General features: G+C 66.5%; 11 protein-coding genes. 5 read left to right on the top strand and 6 right to left on the bottom strand.

What is annotated here, in order from left to right; genetic code table 11:
* Positions 1-130: 130 nt before the first annotated feature.
* From FQS62_RS12310 to FQS62_RS12290, 5 genes are all read left to right on the top strand, one after another.
* Positions 131-3,487: a S8 family serine peptidase gene (locus FQS62_RS12310; RefSeq protein ID WP_208043504.1), complete on the top strand. Its 3,357-nt coding sequence runs from the start codon at positions 131-133 to the stop codon at positions 3,485-3,487.
* Between the two features lie 201 nt (positions 3,488-3,688).
* Positions 3,689-4,777, top strand: coding sequence for a YadA family autotransporter adhesin (locus tag FQS62_RS12305; protein WP_226053477.1), 1,089 nt, complete (start codon positions 3,689-3,691; stop codon positions 4,775-4,777).
* A gap of 154 nt (positions 4,778-4,931) precedes the next feature.
* The gene (locus tag FQS62_RS12300; protein WP_208043506.1) at positions 4,932-6,506 is read left to right on the top strand and encodes a S15 peptidase family protein; all 1,575 of its coding nucleotides are present in this window, start codon (positions 4,932-4,934) and stop codon (positions 6,504-6,506) included.
* 87 nt (positions 6,507-6,593) lie between these two features.
* On the top strand, positions 6,594-8,045 hold the full coding sequence (locus tag FQS62_RS12295) for a S41 family peptidase (protein WP_208043507.1): 1,452 nt from the start codon (positions 6,594-6,596) through the stop codon (positions 8,043-8,045).
* A 126-nt stretch (positions 8,046-8,171) separates the two neighbouring features.
* Positions 8,172-9,065 carry a retropepsin-like aspartic protease gene (locus FQS62_RS12290; protein WP_243747332.1) on the top strand — a complete coding sequence of 298 codons (894 nt, stop codon included), beginning with the start codon at positions 8,172-8,174 and terminating at the stop codon, positions 9,063-9,065.
* A 17-nt stretch (positions 9,066-9,082) separates the two neighbouring features.
* On the opposite strand, the gene FQS62_RS12285 is transcribed toward FQS62_RS12290, so the two are convergent.
* The 6 genes from FQS62_RS12285 to FQS62_RS12260 are packed head-to-tail and all read right to left on the bottom strand — an operon-like array spanning position 9,083 to position 17,079.
* Positions 9,083-10,102, bottom strand: a complete 1,020-nt coding sequence (locus tag FQS62_RS12285) for a sugar kinase (protein WP_208043508.1) — start codon at positions 10,100-10,102, stop codon at positions 9,083-9,085.
* A 10-nt stretch (positions 10,103-10,112) separates the two neighbouring features.
* A complete protein-coding gene (locus tag FQS62_RS12280; RefSeq protein ID WP_208043509.1) occupies positions 10,113-11,300 on the bottom strand; it encodes a GDSL-type esterase/lipase family protein in 1,188 nt (395 codons plus the stop codon).
* A gap of 14 nt (positions 11,301-11,314) precedes the next feature.
* The gene (locus FQS62_RS12275; RefSeq protein ID WP_208043510.1) at positions 11,315-12,067 is read right to left on the bottom strand and encodes an SDR family NAD(P)-dependent oxidoreductase; all 753 of its coding nucleotides are present in this window, start codon (positions 12,065-12,067) and stop codon (positions 11,315-11,317) included.
* A gap of 46 nt (positions 12,068-12,113) precedes the next feature.
* Positions 12,114-13,418 carry an MFS transporter gene (locus tag FQS62_RS12270; RefSeq protein ID WP_208043511.1) on the bottom strand — a complete coding sequence of 435 codons (1,305 nt, stop codon included), beginning with the start codon at positions 13,416-13,418 and terminating at the stop codon, positions 12,114-12,116.
* A complete protein-coding gene (locus tag FQS62_RS12265) occupies positions 13,415-15,643 on the bottom strand; it encodes an oligoalginate lyase (protein ID WP_208043512.1) in 2,229 nt (742 codons plus the stop codon). Before FQS62_RS12265 ends, FQS62_RS12270 begins: the two co-directional genes overlap by 4 nt.
* Positions 15,640-17,079: a polysaccharide lyase 6 family protein gene (locus tag FQS62_RS12260; protein ID WP_208043513.1), complete on the bottom strand. Its 1,440-nt coding sequence runs from the start codon at positions 17,077-17,079 to the stop codon at positions 15,640-15,642. The genes FQS62_RS12265 and FQS62_RS12260 overlap by 4 nt, the downstream gene beginning before the upstream one ends.
* Positions 17,080-17,181 lie beyond the last annotated feature (102 nt).

The following is a 17,181-nucleotide window of genomic DNA, read 5'->3' as shown; positions in this document are numbered from 1 at the left end:
TGCCGGGGCGCAGCGGGGTGCAAGGCGTCGGGGACTACGCGCCGCACCCGCAATTGAAGCACCAGACATCACAGCGCCGGCGTTGACGCCGGCGTGCATCTCGGGCTTTCAATGAAAAGGGGGGTATTCGATGCGCAATGCATGGATCAAACGAAGCAAATGGGTTGCACTGACCCTGGTGGCGGGTGCCGCACTGGCCGCCGCTGCCGTGGGCATACGCAGTACCGGTGCCCAGTCAAAGACCGGCAATCCCTCGGTGGACGCGCGCGCCGGCAATCCGTCCGGGCCTGCGGCACGCGGTCCGGGCAGCGGCTTCGCCGAGCTCTCCAACCGCTACATCGTGGTCTACCGCGAGGAGCCGCTGGCCACCTACAAGGGCGACATCCAGGGCCTCGCGGCACCGGAACGCATGCGCCCATCCGCCAGCGCCGCGCGTGCAGCGGCAGCCACCGGCAATGCGCCGACACCGCGCATCGCTGTAAGGGGGGCACGCTCGCAGGACTATGTGCGCTTTCTCGCTGACCGCCAGGCACAGCACGAGGCCCGCATCAATGCAGCATTGGGTCGCAGCGTGAAGGTAGAACGGCGCATGCAGCATGCGATCAACGCATCGGTGCTGCAGATGAATCCGCAGGAAGCGGAGCGCGTGCGCGCACTTCCTGATGTGCAACTGGTTGAAGAGTACAGGGAGTATGAGCAGGACACCGACGTCGGACCGGGGTTGATCGGCGCACCTGCGCTGTGGAACGGCACACCTGCGCCGTTCCGTGGCGAAGGTGTGGTGGTCGGCGTCATCGACTCGGGCATCAACTTCGGCAGCCGGGCCTTCACCGCCCGCGCCGAAGATGGTTACGAGCACGTCAATCCGCTGGGCGCAGGCAACTACCTCGGTACCTGCGCGCCGGGCGGCATCGACGAAGGCAGGTGCAACAGCAAGCTGATCGGCGGCTACGACTTCGTCTGCGGCGCGCCGGGCAACCAGTGTGGCGTTGCGGACGTACGCGAGGAGCCTGGATTTGGTGACACCAACGGTCATGGCAGCCATACCGCTTCCACCGCCGCCGGCAACCCGCACACTGCGTCCTACCGTGGCAACCAGATCCACATTTCCGGTGTTGCGCCGCGCGCCAACATCATCGCCTACGACGCCTGCTACACCGAGGTCTCCACCGGGCGCGGCTTCTGCCCGAATACCTCGACGCTGGCAGCGGTCAACCAGGCCCTCGCCGATGGCGTGGTCGACGTCATCAATTACTCCATTGCCGGTGGCACCGCGCCGTGGGGAGAGGCGGTCTCGCTGGCGTTCCTCAACGCATCCGATGCCGGCATCTACGTGGCCACTTCGGCCGGCAACTCCGGCCCAGGTCCGAACACGATGGGCCATCTGGAACCCTGGACCGGCAGCACTGCGGCGGCCACGCATGGCCGCGGCGACATCGTGCTGTTCGCTGCGGTCAGCGGCCCCGGCAGCGTGCCGCCGGCGCTCACTGCCATCCTGCTGACCGAAGGCTCGGGCGGCGTGCCGTTCGCAACGCCGATTCCTGCAACCACGCCGCTGCGTGTCAGTGCAGGTATCGACAGTGTCAACGATGGGTGCGCGCCGTTCCCGGCCAATACCTTCCAGGGCGCCGTTGCGGTGATCCGCCGTGGCTCGTGCAACTTCAGCGACAAGGTCAACAACGCCGCTGCAGCGGGTGCGATCGCCGTGCTGATCGGCAACAACCAGCCGGCCCCCATCCTGCCCAACGTGGCCGGGGCGACCATTCCCGCCTTCGCCATCGACCAGTCGGACGCCAATGCACTGCGGACCTTTGCGTCGAGCGTTGGCAACAACGCAACCGCCGGCATTGCCTATCCGGCCAGCAAGATCAGCAATACGCCGGATGTGCTGGGCGACTTCAGTTCGCGCGGCCCGGCCGGGATCTTTGATCTGGTCAAGCCGGACGTGACAGCCCCGGGTGTGCGTGTGCTGGCCGTGATCGCAGGCAATGAGGTGACCGGCTCGGAGAACGCCGTCGGCCTGATGGACGGCACCTCGATGGCATCTCCGCATCACGCAGGTGCCGCCGCGCTCCTGCGCCAGGCGCGTCCTGACTGGACCGTGCAGGAGACACGCTCGGCGTTGATGATGACCGCGCGGCAGGAGGTGCTGAAGGAAGATGGCGTCACACCGGCCGACGCATTCGCGATGGGCGCTGGACGCATCCAGGTGGACCAGGCACTGCGCGCAGGGCTGGTGCTCAACGAGACCAAGACCAACTTCCTGGCCGCCAATCCAGCCAATGGCGGTGAAGTGTCGTCGCTCAACATCGCCAGCCTGGGCAAGCGCAGCTGCCCGGACAGCTGCAGCTTCACCCGCGTGTTCCGCAATGTGCTGCCGACCCGGCAGACGTGGACGGCGAAGGTGCAGGGCCTGACCGCGGTTGTCTCGCCATCGGTGTTTACCCTGGCGCCCGGTGAAAGCAAGTCGGTGCGGGTCATCGTCACCACCGGTTCGGTACCGAACGATGGCAGCTGGCGCTTTGCCAGGCTCACCCTCGCACCGCAGGGCGGTGATACCAGCCAGCCGCTGCTGCGCCTGCCGATCGCCGTGTCGGTGCCCCCGCCGCAGATCGCCGCCACGCCGCCGACGAACTCGCTGACCCTGCCGGCCGGTGGCAGTGGAACGGTGAACCTGCAGATCGCCAATACCGGCGGCTCACCGCTGGAATGGCAGATCGACAATTCCGGAGTGGGCACCCGCACGCTGGTAGCGCAGGCGCCAAACAACGCCAATGGCCGTCGCTCGACGCGCTTCACCGATGCGGCGACAGTGGGTGCACGTGCACAGCTTGGTGCCGATGACTTCACTCTGGGCGAGGCCACCGGCATTACCCGCATCGTCGCTGACGGCTTCGTCAACGGTGGCTCGCTGGCAACTTCGACCAACATCAACTGGTCGATCTACCGGGATGTTGGCGGCAATCCGGAGGGCAATCCGGAATCGAGCCCGCAGCTGGCGCTGTGGAGCTACACCTCCACCGTCAGCGGTCCGGGCGTAAGAACGTCGGCCACGCTGGCCACCATCAACCTTGACCTGGCCGCTGCAGGCCAGAACGTGAACCTGCCGGCAGGCCGCTACTGGCTGGTGGTCTCGGTGCGCGCGCCGCTGGCTACCAGCTGGTTCTGGTTCAACGCCACCAGCGGCGACAGCGTGTACCGCAGCGCGATCATCAATCCCGATGGCAGCGGTGCCTGGTCCGCCACCGCCGGCGCGCCTGGGTTGGCCTATGGGCTGGGCGGAAGCAATGCGTGCGGTGCCGGCTGGATCGGCACACCGACCCGTGCCCTGGGCCGCATCTCCGCAGGCGGCAGCCAGAGCACGCAGGTGCAGATCAATGCCAGCGGCCTCGCGCCGGGCAGCTATTCGGGCTTCGTCTGTGTCGGCAGCAATGACCCGAGCACGCCGAAGACTGCTGTCCGTGTCGCCTTGACCGTAACGCCGTAAGGCGCATGCAGCATCCGGGTCGCCCCTGTGCAGGGGCGGCCTGTTTCCCACCGTTCCCGGCGCCTGCCGGGAACCCTTCCTGATGGACCTCGGGGGTACCGTGAAGACGATGCACAAGCACATCCTTGCCGTGGCACTGGCCATGCAACCGCACCGGCGTGGGCCGGTGATACCTGCCAGCTGGACGATGGCTTCGGCGGCGTGTCCAACGGTGGCGCCAGCGCCGGTGGCGCTGCCTCGCTAGCGTGTGGCAGTGGTGCCGATGCCAGCGGTGATCTATCGGCGGCCGTCGGAACCGGCGCCAGTGCCAGCGGCACCGGCAGTACGGCGATCGGCGCAGCCAGCAGCGCCTCCGGCGACCAGAGCGCCGCCGTGGGCGTGGGTGCTTCCGCCTCCGGCGCCAACAGTGCGGCGATCGGCGACAGCGCCACCGCCAGTGGTGACTTCAGCAGTGCCAGTGGCTCGGGCAGCTCCGCAACGGGCTCGTTCTCCACCGCATCAGGCGCTGGCAGCAACGCCACGGGCGAAAACAGCACCGCGCTCGGTAGCTTGTCCGAAGCCAGTGGCAACAACAGCAGTGCCGTGGGCAATGGTGCCATCGCTTCTGCGAACGACAGCGTTGCACTGGGCAACGGCTCCGTCGCCGACCGTGCCAACTCGGTATCGGTGGGCAGCGCCGGCAACGAGCGCCAGTTGACCAACGTGGCCGCCGCCACGCAGGGCACCGATGCGGTGACCCTCAATCAGATGAATACCGCCAACGCCGCCACGCTGACTTCGGCCAACAGCTATGCCGATGCGCGGGCCACGGCGACCATCAACTCCGTCAACGCCTACACCGACGCGAGCAGCGCCGCGGCAGTGACGACCTCAAAGGCCTATACCGATGCCAGCAGCGCAACCACGCTCTCCTCGGCCAACTCCTATACCGATACGAAGTCCGCGCAGGCGGTGACGACGGCCAATGCCTACACCGACCAGCGCCTGGCGCAGTTCGCGCTGGACAACAACGGGCTGAAGCAGGAGATGGAACGCCGCCTGCGTCACCAGGACCAGCGCATCGATCGCATGGGTGCGATGAGCTCGGCGATGTTGAACATGGCCATCAACGCCGCCGGCTCACAGAGCCCGCGCGGTCGCATTGCGGTGGGTGCCGGCTTCCAGGGCGGCGAGCAGGCGCTGTCGATCGGATACGGTAAACGGATCGGCGAGCGTGCTTCGTTCTCGCTGGGTGGTGCCTTCAGCAATGGCGAGAGGTCTGCTGGCATGGGCTTCGGCGTAGACCTGTAACGCAGTGCAGGGCAGGGGGCGTGCAGCGCCCCCTGTTCAGCCAACAAGCGCTGCGAACGTGCAGCAAACGTCATGCTGCGTCGCAAGGTGCCACCCACCATTCGCACTGGTACGGTCCAACCCGTTGCACCACCACCGACGGGGAGAGACGACGATGCGCAAGGTATTGCTGCTGTTGATCCTGCTGACCGGCCTGGCGCCCACTGCCTGGGCTACGACGGTCAAGACCACCCATCGCACCATTCCCGGCTGGGATGGAACGCCTCTCGGGGCCTTCGTCATCGAACCGCAGGATGCGGGCGGCGGGCGCTATCCGCTGCTGGTGATGCCCAGCAGCTGGGCGGTGCCCAGCGTGGAGTATGTGGGGGTGGCGCAGTCGCTGGCACAGCGCGGCTATGTGGTGATCAGCTACAGCTCGCGTGGCTTCTGGGAATCCGGCGGCAGCATCGACATCGCTGGGCCCTCCACGGTGGAGGATGTCAGCGCGCTGATCGACTGGGCGCTGGACAACACCCGCGCTGACCCGGACCGGATCGGCGTTTCGGGCATCTCCTACGGTGCGGGCACCAGCCTGCTGGCGGCGGCACGCGATCCGCGCATCAAGGCCGTGGCCGCGCTCAGTGGCTGGGCCGATCTGCAGGCCTCGCTGTACAGCAACGACACCCCGAGCGCGCAGGGCATCGCACTGCTGGTTGCGGCCGGCCTGGTGACCGGACGTCCCGGCGCGGAGCTGGCCACGATCAACCGCAATGTTCTGGCCGGCAACTACCAGGGCGCGGTGGATTCGCTGTTGCCGGTGGCGGCGCAGCGCAGTCCCGCGGCCAGCATCGACGAGATCAACGCCAACCAGCCGGCGGTGTTTCTGGCCAACGCCTTCAACGACAGCCTGTTCCCGCCGGGCCAGCTGGTTGATTTCTTCAACCGGCTGAAAGGCCCGAAGCAGCTGCAGCTGCGCCACGGTGACCACGCGCTCAACGAAGCGCTCGGTGCACTGGGCATTCCCAACGAAGTCTATGACCAGGTGGGTGACTGGTTCGATCACTATCTGAAGGCAGTGGCCAACGGCATCGACCGCCAGCCGGCGGTGCAGCTGAAGTCACAGGCCGGCAGCTGGAGCCGCTACGCGGACTGGCAGGCGACCAGCAAGGGTGCGGTCAGCTACGGCCTGACCGCACCCTCTGGTTTGCTGCTGCCGACCGGCGGCCTGGCCGAGCACGGTGGCGGCACCGGCTGGAACTACCGCATCGGCAGCGGTTTGCTGACTGCGGCCAACTCCGGCGTGGCAATGGCCTCCGGCGCGCTGCAGATGATCAACCTTCCGCCGGGCGCCTACGTGCCGTTTGTTGGCCGCAGTGCCGCCGGTGTCTGGCAGGGGCCAATCCAGTGGAGCGCCAAACGCGTGGACGGTGCGCCGGAAGTGCGCCTGACGGTCACGCCCAGCCGTGCCAACACCACGCTGTACGCCTACCTGTACGCCGAGGATGTGCTGGGCAATGGTCAGTTGATCAGCCACAAGCCGTACACCTTGCGCGGTGCCACGCCAGGCCAGGCGAAAACGCTCGACCTGCGGCTGGAAGCGAGCAGCTGGAACCTTCCAGCCGGCAGCCGCCTGACCCTGGTGGTCGATACCGTGGACCTGCGCTATGCGGGCATCAGCCAGCTGGGTGGGGCGGTGACCTTCAGCTCGCCAGTCAATGCGCCGTCGGTGCTGAAGGTGCCGCTGCATTGATGTGCGGCCGCGCCCGTTGCGGCGGGCGCGGTACACCGGGCTGGAAAACTGCGAGACTCGTGCTTGTCCCGGGAAACGGATGAATCCATGGTCATTGCATGGCTGCTGCTCGGTGCGGTGCTCGCGGCACCCACCGCGAAAGGTGCGCCGATCGATTGGCCGGACACGCTGTTGAAGGATCTGGACGCTGCCGACGCCGCCCTGCGTGGCAGTCATCCGGGCGCGGTGGATCTGCGGAATCCCGGGTTCGGCGCGCAGCTCGACGAGGCCCAGGCGCTTGCACACTCGCGCGCGAATCGGGTCACCAACTATCAGGGCTACTGGTGGGCGATGAAGGGCTATGCGGCGTTCTTCAACGATGGGCATGTCAGCCTCAACGCGCTTGCCGGCGCTCCCGATGTTCCAACGCAATGGCCCGGGTTCCTGACCGGCTTCGACGGCGATGCGCAGTTGGTCATGACCGTGGACGGTGGTCCGGGCCATCCGCCGCTGGGGGCTCGATTGCTTTCCTGTGATGGCATCGATGCGCAGACGTTGGCCGCACGGCGGGTGGGTGACTTCAGTGGGCGTTGGAACCTGCTGGCCAGCCGCATCCACGGTGGTGGCGAAGTGCTGCTGAATCAGGGCAATCCGTTCGTGCCCACGCTGCGCACCTGCGTTTTCCAGGTGGATGGACACGAGAAATCCTACGTACTGCAGTGGCAGCCACTGCAGGCGGCACAGCGCAAGGAGCGTCTGGCCGATACTCGGCGCAGCTTCCGCCCGGCCAACGGCTGGCACATCATGCCTGATGGCGGCTACTGGATCACCACCAGCAGCTTCAATGCCGACCCCACGGAGCAGAACTTCAAGGAACTGACCGCCCTGCTTGAGCAGCTTGCTCCGAAAGCCGAAGCACTGCAGCAGGCACCGTCGGTCGTGCTGGACGTGCGTGGCAACAGCGGCGGAGCTTCGCAATGGAGCATCGAACTGGCGCGATTGATCTGGGGCCGGGCCGCCGTGGACGTGCTGCCCGACCCCAGCTGGGTGGAGTGGCGGACCTCCGAGGCCAACATCGCCCAGTTGCGCAGCTTCCTGCAGAAGCTGGTGCAGGCGCCCGACGCGTCGCCAGAGCTGCGTCGCATGCTGGAGTCGGTGACGGCAGGCATGGCACAGGCACGCGGCCGGGGTGAGGCATTGTGGCGCGAGCCATCCGAGGCCAGCGCAGATGCGGCGCCAACCCCAGGCCCGGCCGCACCGCTGCGCAAGGGCAGGGTGGTGATCGTGGCTGATGCCGCCTGTGGTTCGGCCTGCCTGGATGCGCTGGACCTGTGGAAGCGGTTGGGCGCGGTGCAGGTAGGCGTCGAGACATCGGCCGACAGTCTCTACATGGACGTGCGGCCAGAGCGGCTGCCAAGCGGGCTGGCCAGGATTTCGGTGCCGATGAAGGTGTTCCGGGGGCGGGTGCGTGGTTCGAACGAACCGCACGTGCCCGATCATCGCTATACCGGCGACATGCGGGACACCGCAGCACTTGAGGCGTGGATCTCCGGACGATGATCCGGTTCTGGTGGCGTACCGGTGAAGCAGTTCCGGCGCGTTAAACCTTTTCACCGGCAGCTGCATCCAACCCGCAATGAGCCCGGCAACCGCTGCTGCAGCTCTACTGACCGAAGGAGCCCTCGGATGTGCGAACTGCCTCGTACTGCGCTTCCATGCGCGATGTTGATCATGCTGGTGCCTTTCGCAGCAGGTGCTGCGGTCACCGAAGTTCCCTTCGAACTGGGCAAGGATCACCGGATCTACGTGGAGGGTACGATCAACGGCTCGCGACCACTGCGCTTTCTCGTCGATACAGGCGCGTCGGCCATGGCCGTTGCCAGGCACATCCAGCAGGACGCGAAGCTGATCATTGACGACCAGAGTGAGAACACCGGTTCCGATGGCGTCACGCTTCTCGACTACAGCACGCACAACGCCGTGCAGATCGGCGGCGTGCAGCGACCGATGGGGGGCGTGGTGATCGACTACACGGGGCGCCCCTTCGATGCGGTACTGGGCTGGACCTTCTTTCAGGGCAAGGTGCTGGAGATCGACTACGACCGCAGCCTGCTGCGCGTGCACGACGATGTTCCCGACCTTGCGGGGTATGTCCGGGCCAACGTGCGCTGGATCGACAATATCCCGGCCATCCAGGTCACGCTCGGCAACGGCAGCAGCACTTTCACACCCTGGCTTACCCTGGACACCGGCAGCAACGGCAACATCGACCTGTCCTACGCCTTCGGCAGCGTCCACCGCCTGCAAGAAGCGTTTCCGGAACGACTTGGAACATCACAGTTCAGCGGCAGCGCGGGCCGGAAGATCCGCGCGGTGGACGTGCGCGTGCCCGTGGCCAGCATCTCGACCCTGCAACTGAAGGGGCCGAAAGCCTCGATCACCGTCGATGACGATGGCTCCACGGACGACGGGACGCTTGGCAGCGAAGTCCTGCAGCAGTTCAATATCCTGCTGGATGCCCGTTCCGGCAGCATCTATCTGCGTCCCAACCGTCGCTTCGTCGCCACCCCGGCGGGGTGACCACGCGCGTTCGGCATTCAGCGCTGGACATCCGCACCTCCATTGCCCAGCAGGGCCCGCACCTGCGCCTCAGCTACCGGGCTGAAGTCACCGGGAATGGCGTGCTTCAACGCGCCCGCAGCCAGTCCGAAGCGCACGGTGCTTTCTGCGTCGAGCCCGGACAGCATTCCGTGCAGGATGCCGGCGGCAAAGGCATCGCCGCCCCCGATGCGATCAACGATACCGGGCAGCGGGCGCGGTGGTGCCTGCGCCCGCGTGCCGTCGCGGCCGAGCAGCAGCGCGCCCAGGATGTGATGGTCTGCACTCACCACATCGCGCTGGGTGCACGCCAGCCACTGCAGGTGCGGGAATGCGGCAAAGGCGGCGGCCGCAGCGGCTTCGGTTCGGGCGACCGCATCGTCCTGCGGGAAGTGCAGCCCCAGCACCAGTTCGATGTCCCGATGATCGGCAAAGGCAATGTCGGCCTCGGCGAACAGCTCGCGCAGGATCGCCGCTGCGTCGCCATCCCAGCGTCGCCACAATGAGCGACGGTAATTGCCGTCGAAGGACACCTGCACACCGGCCGCGCGAGCCGCACGCGCGGCCCCCAGCACCGACTCGGCCACGTTGGCGCCCAGCGCCGGGCTGACGCCGGAGACATGCAGCAGGCGCGCGCCGGACAGCAGGGCGGGCCACGCATGGTCACTGGTATTGGTGTTTGCGAATGCAGAACCGGCCCGGTCATACACCACTTCACTGGCGCGCTGCACCGCACCGGTCGCCAGGAAGTACAGACCCATGCGGTCACCCTCCACTTCACGCACGCCGGCCACCCCTACGCCATGCCGCCGCAGCTCCGCCACGGCATGCCGGCCCAGCGCGTTGCCGGGTACCGTGCTGACCATCTGCACATCGTGGCCCAGGCAGGCCAGCGAGACCGCAACATTGGCCTCGGCGCCTCCCACATGGACCTGCAGCTGCGGCGTCTGCAGCAGCAGTTCACGACCCGGCGCACCCAGGCGCAGCAGCAACTCACCGAAACAAACGACGCGGCTCATCGGTTCTCTCTCACTCGGGGGTGGTGCAGCCCAACATGCGCAGATCGATGGCATCGGCCATGCGGCGGTAGCCCTCGTCGTTGGGATGCAGATGGTCGCGGGTGATGTCATTGGGCAACGATTCGGCTGCCCTCGGGTCACGTAGCGCGGCATCGAAATCGATGATGCCATCGAAGCCGCTGTTGCCGCCGCGTGCCCACTGGTTGATCGTGGTGCGGGTGGCTGCGGACACGGGCTCGTAGCGCTCGGAACCACCGAATGGGGTCAACGTACCCAGCCAGGCGCGGATGCCGTGCGCATGCAGCCGCGCCGCAACCTGCTGATAGCCCAGCCGCATGTCCGCCGCATTGCGCCCGGGCAGCGGCTGCGCACCCCCTCCGTGGCGGATGTCGTTGATGCCTTCGAACAGGATCACCTGATCGGCATCGGCCACCGCGATCACGTCGCGATCCAATCGTGACAGGGCGCTGTGGCTGCGGCCATGGTCAAGCAGCTTGTTGCCGCTGATGCCCTGGTTGAGCACCACGAACCGGTTCGGGCAGGCCTGCTGCAGGCGCTGCGCCAATCGCTCCGGCCACTGGTTGAATGTTCCGCGACGGGCGGTGGCGCCTTCCGTGATGGAGTCACCCAGCGCCACGATCACCTGTGGACGATCTGCGCGCCGCACCATCACTGCCGAGAACACGTTCTGCTGGTAGCCCAGGCGCACGCTGTCGGCGACGGTTGTCTGCCTGCCGTCCGCTACCCGAAGCTCGGTGCGGCGCACGGCGGGGCGGGTGGGCTGCGGGAAATACGCACTCACGCTGATTTCCTGCAGCGCCACCAAGGGCATCGGCACCGGGTCGCTCAGCAGCGCGGCGCCCACCGGCACCTCGATGACCGCGCGGCCATCCACCGTTACCGGCAGTGGTGCAGCCTTGCCGCTCTTCAAGCCTACGCGCAGGTCTTCGACCCGCAAGGGCGACGTGCCGAGCTCGTTGCTGATGCGCAGCCGCAGCGCATCACCACGGCTGCCGATACGCATGTCCTGGCGCACGGTCTGCACGGCGAACTGTACGGGTTCCTCGGCGGTGCCATCCTTGCGATCCGGTGCCGGCGAGGCGGTCCAGGCAGTGACCCAGACCGGTGCAGCCAGAGCGGTAGGCGTGGCCGCGGCGGAACAGATCGCCAATGAAAGCAGGAGTGTCCAGCGCTGCATGGGCAGGATTCCAGTCAGGAGAAGTAGGTGCCGCCGTTGACGTCCAGATTCGCACCGGTTATGAACGCCGCCGCATCGGAGGCCAAGAATACAGCGGCGTCAGCGGCTTCGTCCGGCGCACCCTGGCGACGCAGCGGGGTGGCGCCGGCAACCGCTGTGCGCACTTCCGGCTTGGTGAATTCGTCGTGGAAGCGGGTGGCGATCATGCCGCAGCACAGCGCGTTCACCCGGATACCCTTCGGCCCCAGTTCCTTGGCCATGGCACGGGTGAAGGTCATCACCGCCGCCTTGGCGGTGGCGTAGATCGATGCGCCCGGGCCGCCACCATCACGCCCTGCCTGCGAAGCGAAGTTGACGATGGCCGCGCCTTCACGCATGTGCGGAACCACCGCGTGCGTGGTCAGGTAGGTCGAGGTCAGGTTCAGGTCCATCACGGTGTGGAAGAACGCCGGGTCGATCTCGGCCAGCGGCCGACGCTGCACCATGCCACCGGCCACGTTCACCAGCAGGTCAATGCGCTCGCCGAACGCGTCCTGTGCCGAAGCGACCAGGCCGGCCACGGCAGCGGCATCGGTGACGTCGGCGCGATGCACGATGGCCTGGCCACCGGCCGCCTGGATCTGCGCCAGCGTTTCCTGGGCACTGGCTTCATCGTTGGCGTAGTTGATGCAGACACGTGCACCGGCGGCAGCCAGCTTGATCGAGACGGCGCGACCGATATCGCGGCCGCCGCCGGTGACAATGGCCACCTTGTCCTGGAACGACATGCGGAAAACTCCTTGGTTTGCGGGGGAATGAAAGAGAACTGCAGGCTCAATCGCCGCGACGGTCGAGCTTCTGGATAGGTCCGGTCCACCACCACAGCGCGGCCAGCGACAGCGGCACCAGCGCGGCAACGAGGATGAAGATCGGGGCATAGGAGTGGCGGGTCAGCACCGGCACCAGCCAGGTGGTGATCAATGTGCCGGCCACGGCGGCCAGGCCACCGAGGCCCGCCAGCGTTCCGACCGAACGACCGTCGAACAGGTCGCCCGGCAGGGTCTGGATGTTGCCGATGGCCACCTGGAAGCCGAACAGCACCGCGGCGATGGCCAGCACGGCAAGCAATGGCTGGTTGGCCAGCACCGCGCCCAGCAGGGCAGGGGCCATGATCACGCAGCCCAGCGTGATGGCCAGCTTGCGGGCGCGGTCCACGCTGTGCCCGGCGCGGATCACCCGCCCGGACAGCCAGCCACCACTGAGGCTGCCCAGCATGGCACCGACAAACGGCACCCAGGCGAACAGGCCGATCTGCTTGATGTCGAAGCCGAAGGTTTCAGCGAGATAGATCGGCAGCCAGGACACGAACAGCCACCAGATCGGGTCCAGCAGGAAGCGGCAGGCGAGCATGCCCCAGCTTTGCCGGTGGGCCAGCAGTTCGCGAACGCTGGCCTTCGGCGCCGCCTCTGCCTGTTGCCCGGCCTGGTCTTCCTGGATCAGCCGCCGCTCGGCATCGCTCACCCACGGGTGCTTGTCCGGGCCGGCGCGGTAGACGAACAGCCACGGCAGCAGCCACAGGAAGCCGATGGCACCGACCAGCACGAAGGTGCCCCGCCAGCCCAGCCACAGGTACAGGCCGGCGATGGCCGGTGCGGACACGATCGCGCCGATCGACGCGCCGGCATTGAACACGCCCTGCGCCAGTGCGCGTTCGCGTGCCGGGAACCACTCGGCATTGGCCTTCACCGCGCCCGGCCAGGCGCCGGCCTCGCTGATGCCGAGCATCGCCCGCACCAGGCTGAAGGACAGCATCGAATGGGTGATCGAGTGCAGGGCAATGGAGATCGACCACACGCTGATCGACAGGGCGAAACCCAGGCGCGTACCGATCATGTCGAACAGACGGCCGAACAGGAACTGGCCGGCCGCGTAGAACAGCATGAACACCGTCACCAGCAGCGCGTAGTCATCCTTTGTCGCGCCCACTTCCTTGGCGATTTCCGGCCACATCACCGCCAGTGCGTTGCGGTCAATGTAGTTGATCACCGTGGCCACAGCGATCAGGCCGACGATCAGCCAGCGTACGGCCGAACGTACCGGGACCTTGCGCAGCTGATCCACCACCGCAGGGCCGTTCATTTCGCGTCACCCTTGCTGCGGTCCATGCGCGCGTGGCTGCCGCTCCACCGGTAGGCGTGACCATCGACGGTCACGCTGTGCTCGCCCTTCGCGCTGCTGTCATCGGCCACGCCGAGGGCGATGCGTGCGCCGCTGGCCAGGCGCAGCTCGATCACCTCGGCGTCGCTGCCGCGGGTACGCACAATCTCCTTGATGCGGCTGTCGGCGCCATGCACGTACTCGGCGGTGCCGTTGTACTCACCATGCGGCTCCAGCACGCTGAAGAAGGTCACCTCCTTCTGGCCTTCCACGCGCTGCAGCAGGGCTGGTTCGCGGCGCAGGTTGAATTCCGGATCGTTCGCACCGCTTTCCACCAGCAGCGCCTGTGCCGGCGCACTGCTGCCGAAGCGGTAAGTGTAGAAGCGCCCATCCAGCAGCCAGGCCAGCGAACGCGGCTCGCTGCCGGGTTTGCTGCGTGCATCCAGCCACAGGTGCTGGTAGCCGTTGTCCTTGCCCAGCACCGGGCGCTGGGCGGGGAAGTGTTCGGCCTCGAAGCCGGTGGTGACGATGTGGCCGTTGAAGTGCAGCGGCAGGTCGTAGCGCGCGGCCTTGTCACCGTGCACCTGCAGCAGGTCGAGCACCACCGGCAGGCCCAGGTCAGGGTGGCGCAGCAGCGCCTGGGTGCGGGTAAACACCACGCCGGGATAGGCATCGCGCATCGTTGCCGAGGCAATCTGGGTATCGGCATCGGCCTGGAAGAAGCGCACCTGCGGGGCATGCTCCTCACCCCGCTTCCAGTCGCCCTTGAAGTGGCTCTGTTCGTCCACCACCAGGGTGTTGTGGGCCACGGTCTGCTTGGCCCAACTGCGGTTCTCGGCCAGGTAGATGCCCCCACGCTTGGCTTCCACATTGAGGAAGCGGGCGGCACCGTAGTCGGTCACCACCGGATTGCCGTTGTCGTAGAACAGCCAGTTGAGCTTGTCGAAGTGGCCGTGTCCCATGCCCTGCATGGTGTCCTTCTGCACCAGCGCCTGGCCGCGTTCGCCGTTCATGCGCAGGATCGCCAGGCCGCCGCGGTCGCCGTCGGGGCCATCGCGCAGCAACATTGGGCGGTAATCGAAGGGCTTGGCCTTGTTGGCGGCCAGTGCCTGCGCCACCTGCAGGCCTTCGGGTGACAACAGCAGGCGTTTCTGCTGCCGGGCCACCGACAACAGACGGTCATCACCGGTGCGCGCATAGGCGATGCCGATGCCGGCCACCAGCTCTTCGGTGTCGATGCCCTTGTCCAGGATCGCATCGTTGATCGGGAAGAACAGGCCGTCGTAGCTGGTCTGCACGAGCACATCCACGGCCTTCAACAGCACGCCGTCACGGCGCGCGAAGATCTTCCGCTGCGGCTCGTTGCGCTCGATGGCGTTGGCGAACAGCAGGAACGGCGCCAACGCATAGCGCTGGTAGTAGGGGCCTTCCTCGTAGTAGCCATCGGGCGAGAACAGCAGGTCAATCTGCCGCAGGAAGCCGAACGTGTCGTCCTTCCGGCTGCCGCGCAGGGATTTCTCCACCAGTTCCGGGTCATGCAACACATAGCCGGTCATGCCGGTGGCGGCCACCGCCCAGGTAGCGTGGTTGTGGATCTGGTCGTAGTTCTTCGGTTCGCTCGCCAGGAACTCCGCCATTGGCCGGAACACTTTCGATTCGATGGTGTCGCGGTCCTCGGTGGACAGCGCATCACGGATCGCGTCATAGCCCTGGATGGCGTTGACCAGCCACACCGAATCGTTGAGCACCTGCCAGAACACGCGGCCGGGAATCTGGCCGCGACCCTCCGGGTGCGGGCCCAGCGTCGGGTAGAGCTTGGCGTACTGCAGCAGCATGTCGCGCGAGTACGCGACATAGGCCTTGTCGCCGGTCAGCCGGTACAGGGTGCCGGCCGCCAGCAGCGCCTGGTAATTGCGCTTGTGCTGTTCATGCGTGCGCCCGCCGCCTTTGTCCCTGGGCACCGGCACGTCGATACCGGCCTTCATCATCTTCTTCAGCGTTGCCTCTGTGCGCGCCTGCTCCTTGGCGAACCACGGGTAGCGGCTGCCTTCACTGGCCATCTGCTGCCACTGTGCGGCGGTGACCAGCACAGGTGCCGCATCGAACTGTCGCGCGACGGTGGCCGGAGCCGCCAGCAGCGGGGCGGCCGGCATCAAGGCAACGGGACAGGCCAAGGCCAGGGAGACGAACAGCGGCTGCAACCTCATCGATCAACTCCATTGCGGGTGCGTGACAGGGCAACTTCGCCCACCTTGGGATACCAGGCGACGCCAGTCGCCTCGCGCGCGGTCATCGCCAGGGCAGGATCGGCGCCCACGGCGGGCAGGGCAGGCGTGGGCACCCATAGTCCGCTGGCAGCCTGCTGCAGGATGACGCCACGGCCCTCTACGCCTCCCGGGAACACGGTGCTGGCTGTCGGCGACTGCACGTTGCCGCTGAAGGCGATGCCAGCCAGCGAACTGGCGGCATTGGGCGGGTTCCTGCTGCTGCGGTTGACGATCAGGTTGGCGCTGAAGCGACTGTCGCTGGCGGCGACCACGATGCCCTTGGCCTCATCGTGGCCCACGCCGAAACTGATCTTCGCCACGTCCACGAAGGTATTGCGGCTGATGGTGGCATTCACCACCGGCGCATAACCGGACAGCGGCGGACTGGCCTGCGCATCCATCACCGCCAGTGCCGAACGGTTGCTGGACCCGGCCAGCCGTTCGAAGTAGTTGTTGCTGACGATCTGGTCGGCGTTGATGATGCGCACGCCACCGGTGCCGGCCTTGTCGTCACCCAGAAAGACGTTGTCAATTACGCGGTTGCTGTTGCCATGGCGCAGGGTCAATGCGCCGGCCGAACGGTAGAACACGTTGCCGCGGTAGGTGTTGCCGCCGGACTTGTTGCTGATGATCTCGGTCTCGCCGTCGCAGCCTTCGAACCAGTTGTTCTCCACCGTGCTGTTGGAATCGCTCAGTGAGCTATCGCTGGTGCCGACGCGGATCGTTTCGCCACCGTTGACGCCCAGTGCCGGGCGGGGCCCGAACCAGTTGTGGTCGATACGGTGCTGGTTGTCCAGGCCCTGGGTGGCATCGCGCACCACCACCACGGTCGGCCCGGCGTTGGTCTTGCCGCGCAGCTGGCTGTGGTCGAGACGGTTGTGGCTGCCATAGAAGGAAACCCAGTAGTCCTGGTCACTGGCATCGGGGTTGGTGTAGTCGTCGATCACCAGGCCGGTGACGCGACTGTTGCTGGCGACGGCCTTGCTCGACTCGCGGAACGCCACCACCGCATCACCCGGCGTATAGCCGTTGCGGAACACCAGATTGGACACCTGCAGGTGGCTCCCCGCCAAGCGCAGGTCCGATCGGCCGCTGAGAATCACGTTGCCCGGGGTCTGAGCGCGCAGCGTGATTGGTGCTGCCGCTGTGCCTTGGCCCTTCAGCAGCAGCCGGGCATCGGTCCAGGTGCCGTCAGCCAGCACGATTTCATCGCCGGGCTGCAGCGCCAAAGCGGCGGTAGCGAACTCGGCGACATCATGGACGAGCCAGCTGGCTGCACTTGCGGCTGAAGTGGTCAGGCACATTGCCAGGCCACTGGTCAGGCAAAAAAGCCATGAATTATTGGATCGGTGACACGCCAGCGGGTGAGTGCGCATGAAATCCTTCCAGGGACGGCCGGACCGTCGTTTCAGGGTGGGCCTGCATACCACTTTCGGGACTGTTGTAAGCCAGCTTTCGCGCAAAGTCATGCTGCATGA

Origin of the sequence: Stenotrophomonas sp. SBJS02, assembly GCF_020428325.2 — a bacterium.
Classification (GTDB): Bacteria; Pseudomonadota; Gammaproteobacteria; order Xanthomonadales; family Xanthomonadaceae; genus Stenotrophomonas; species Stenotrophomonas africana.
Note: the sequence above shows the minus strand (reverse complement) of the source record. Positions and strands in the feature narration are given on the sequence as shown.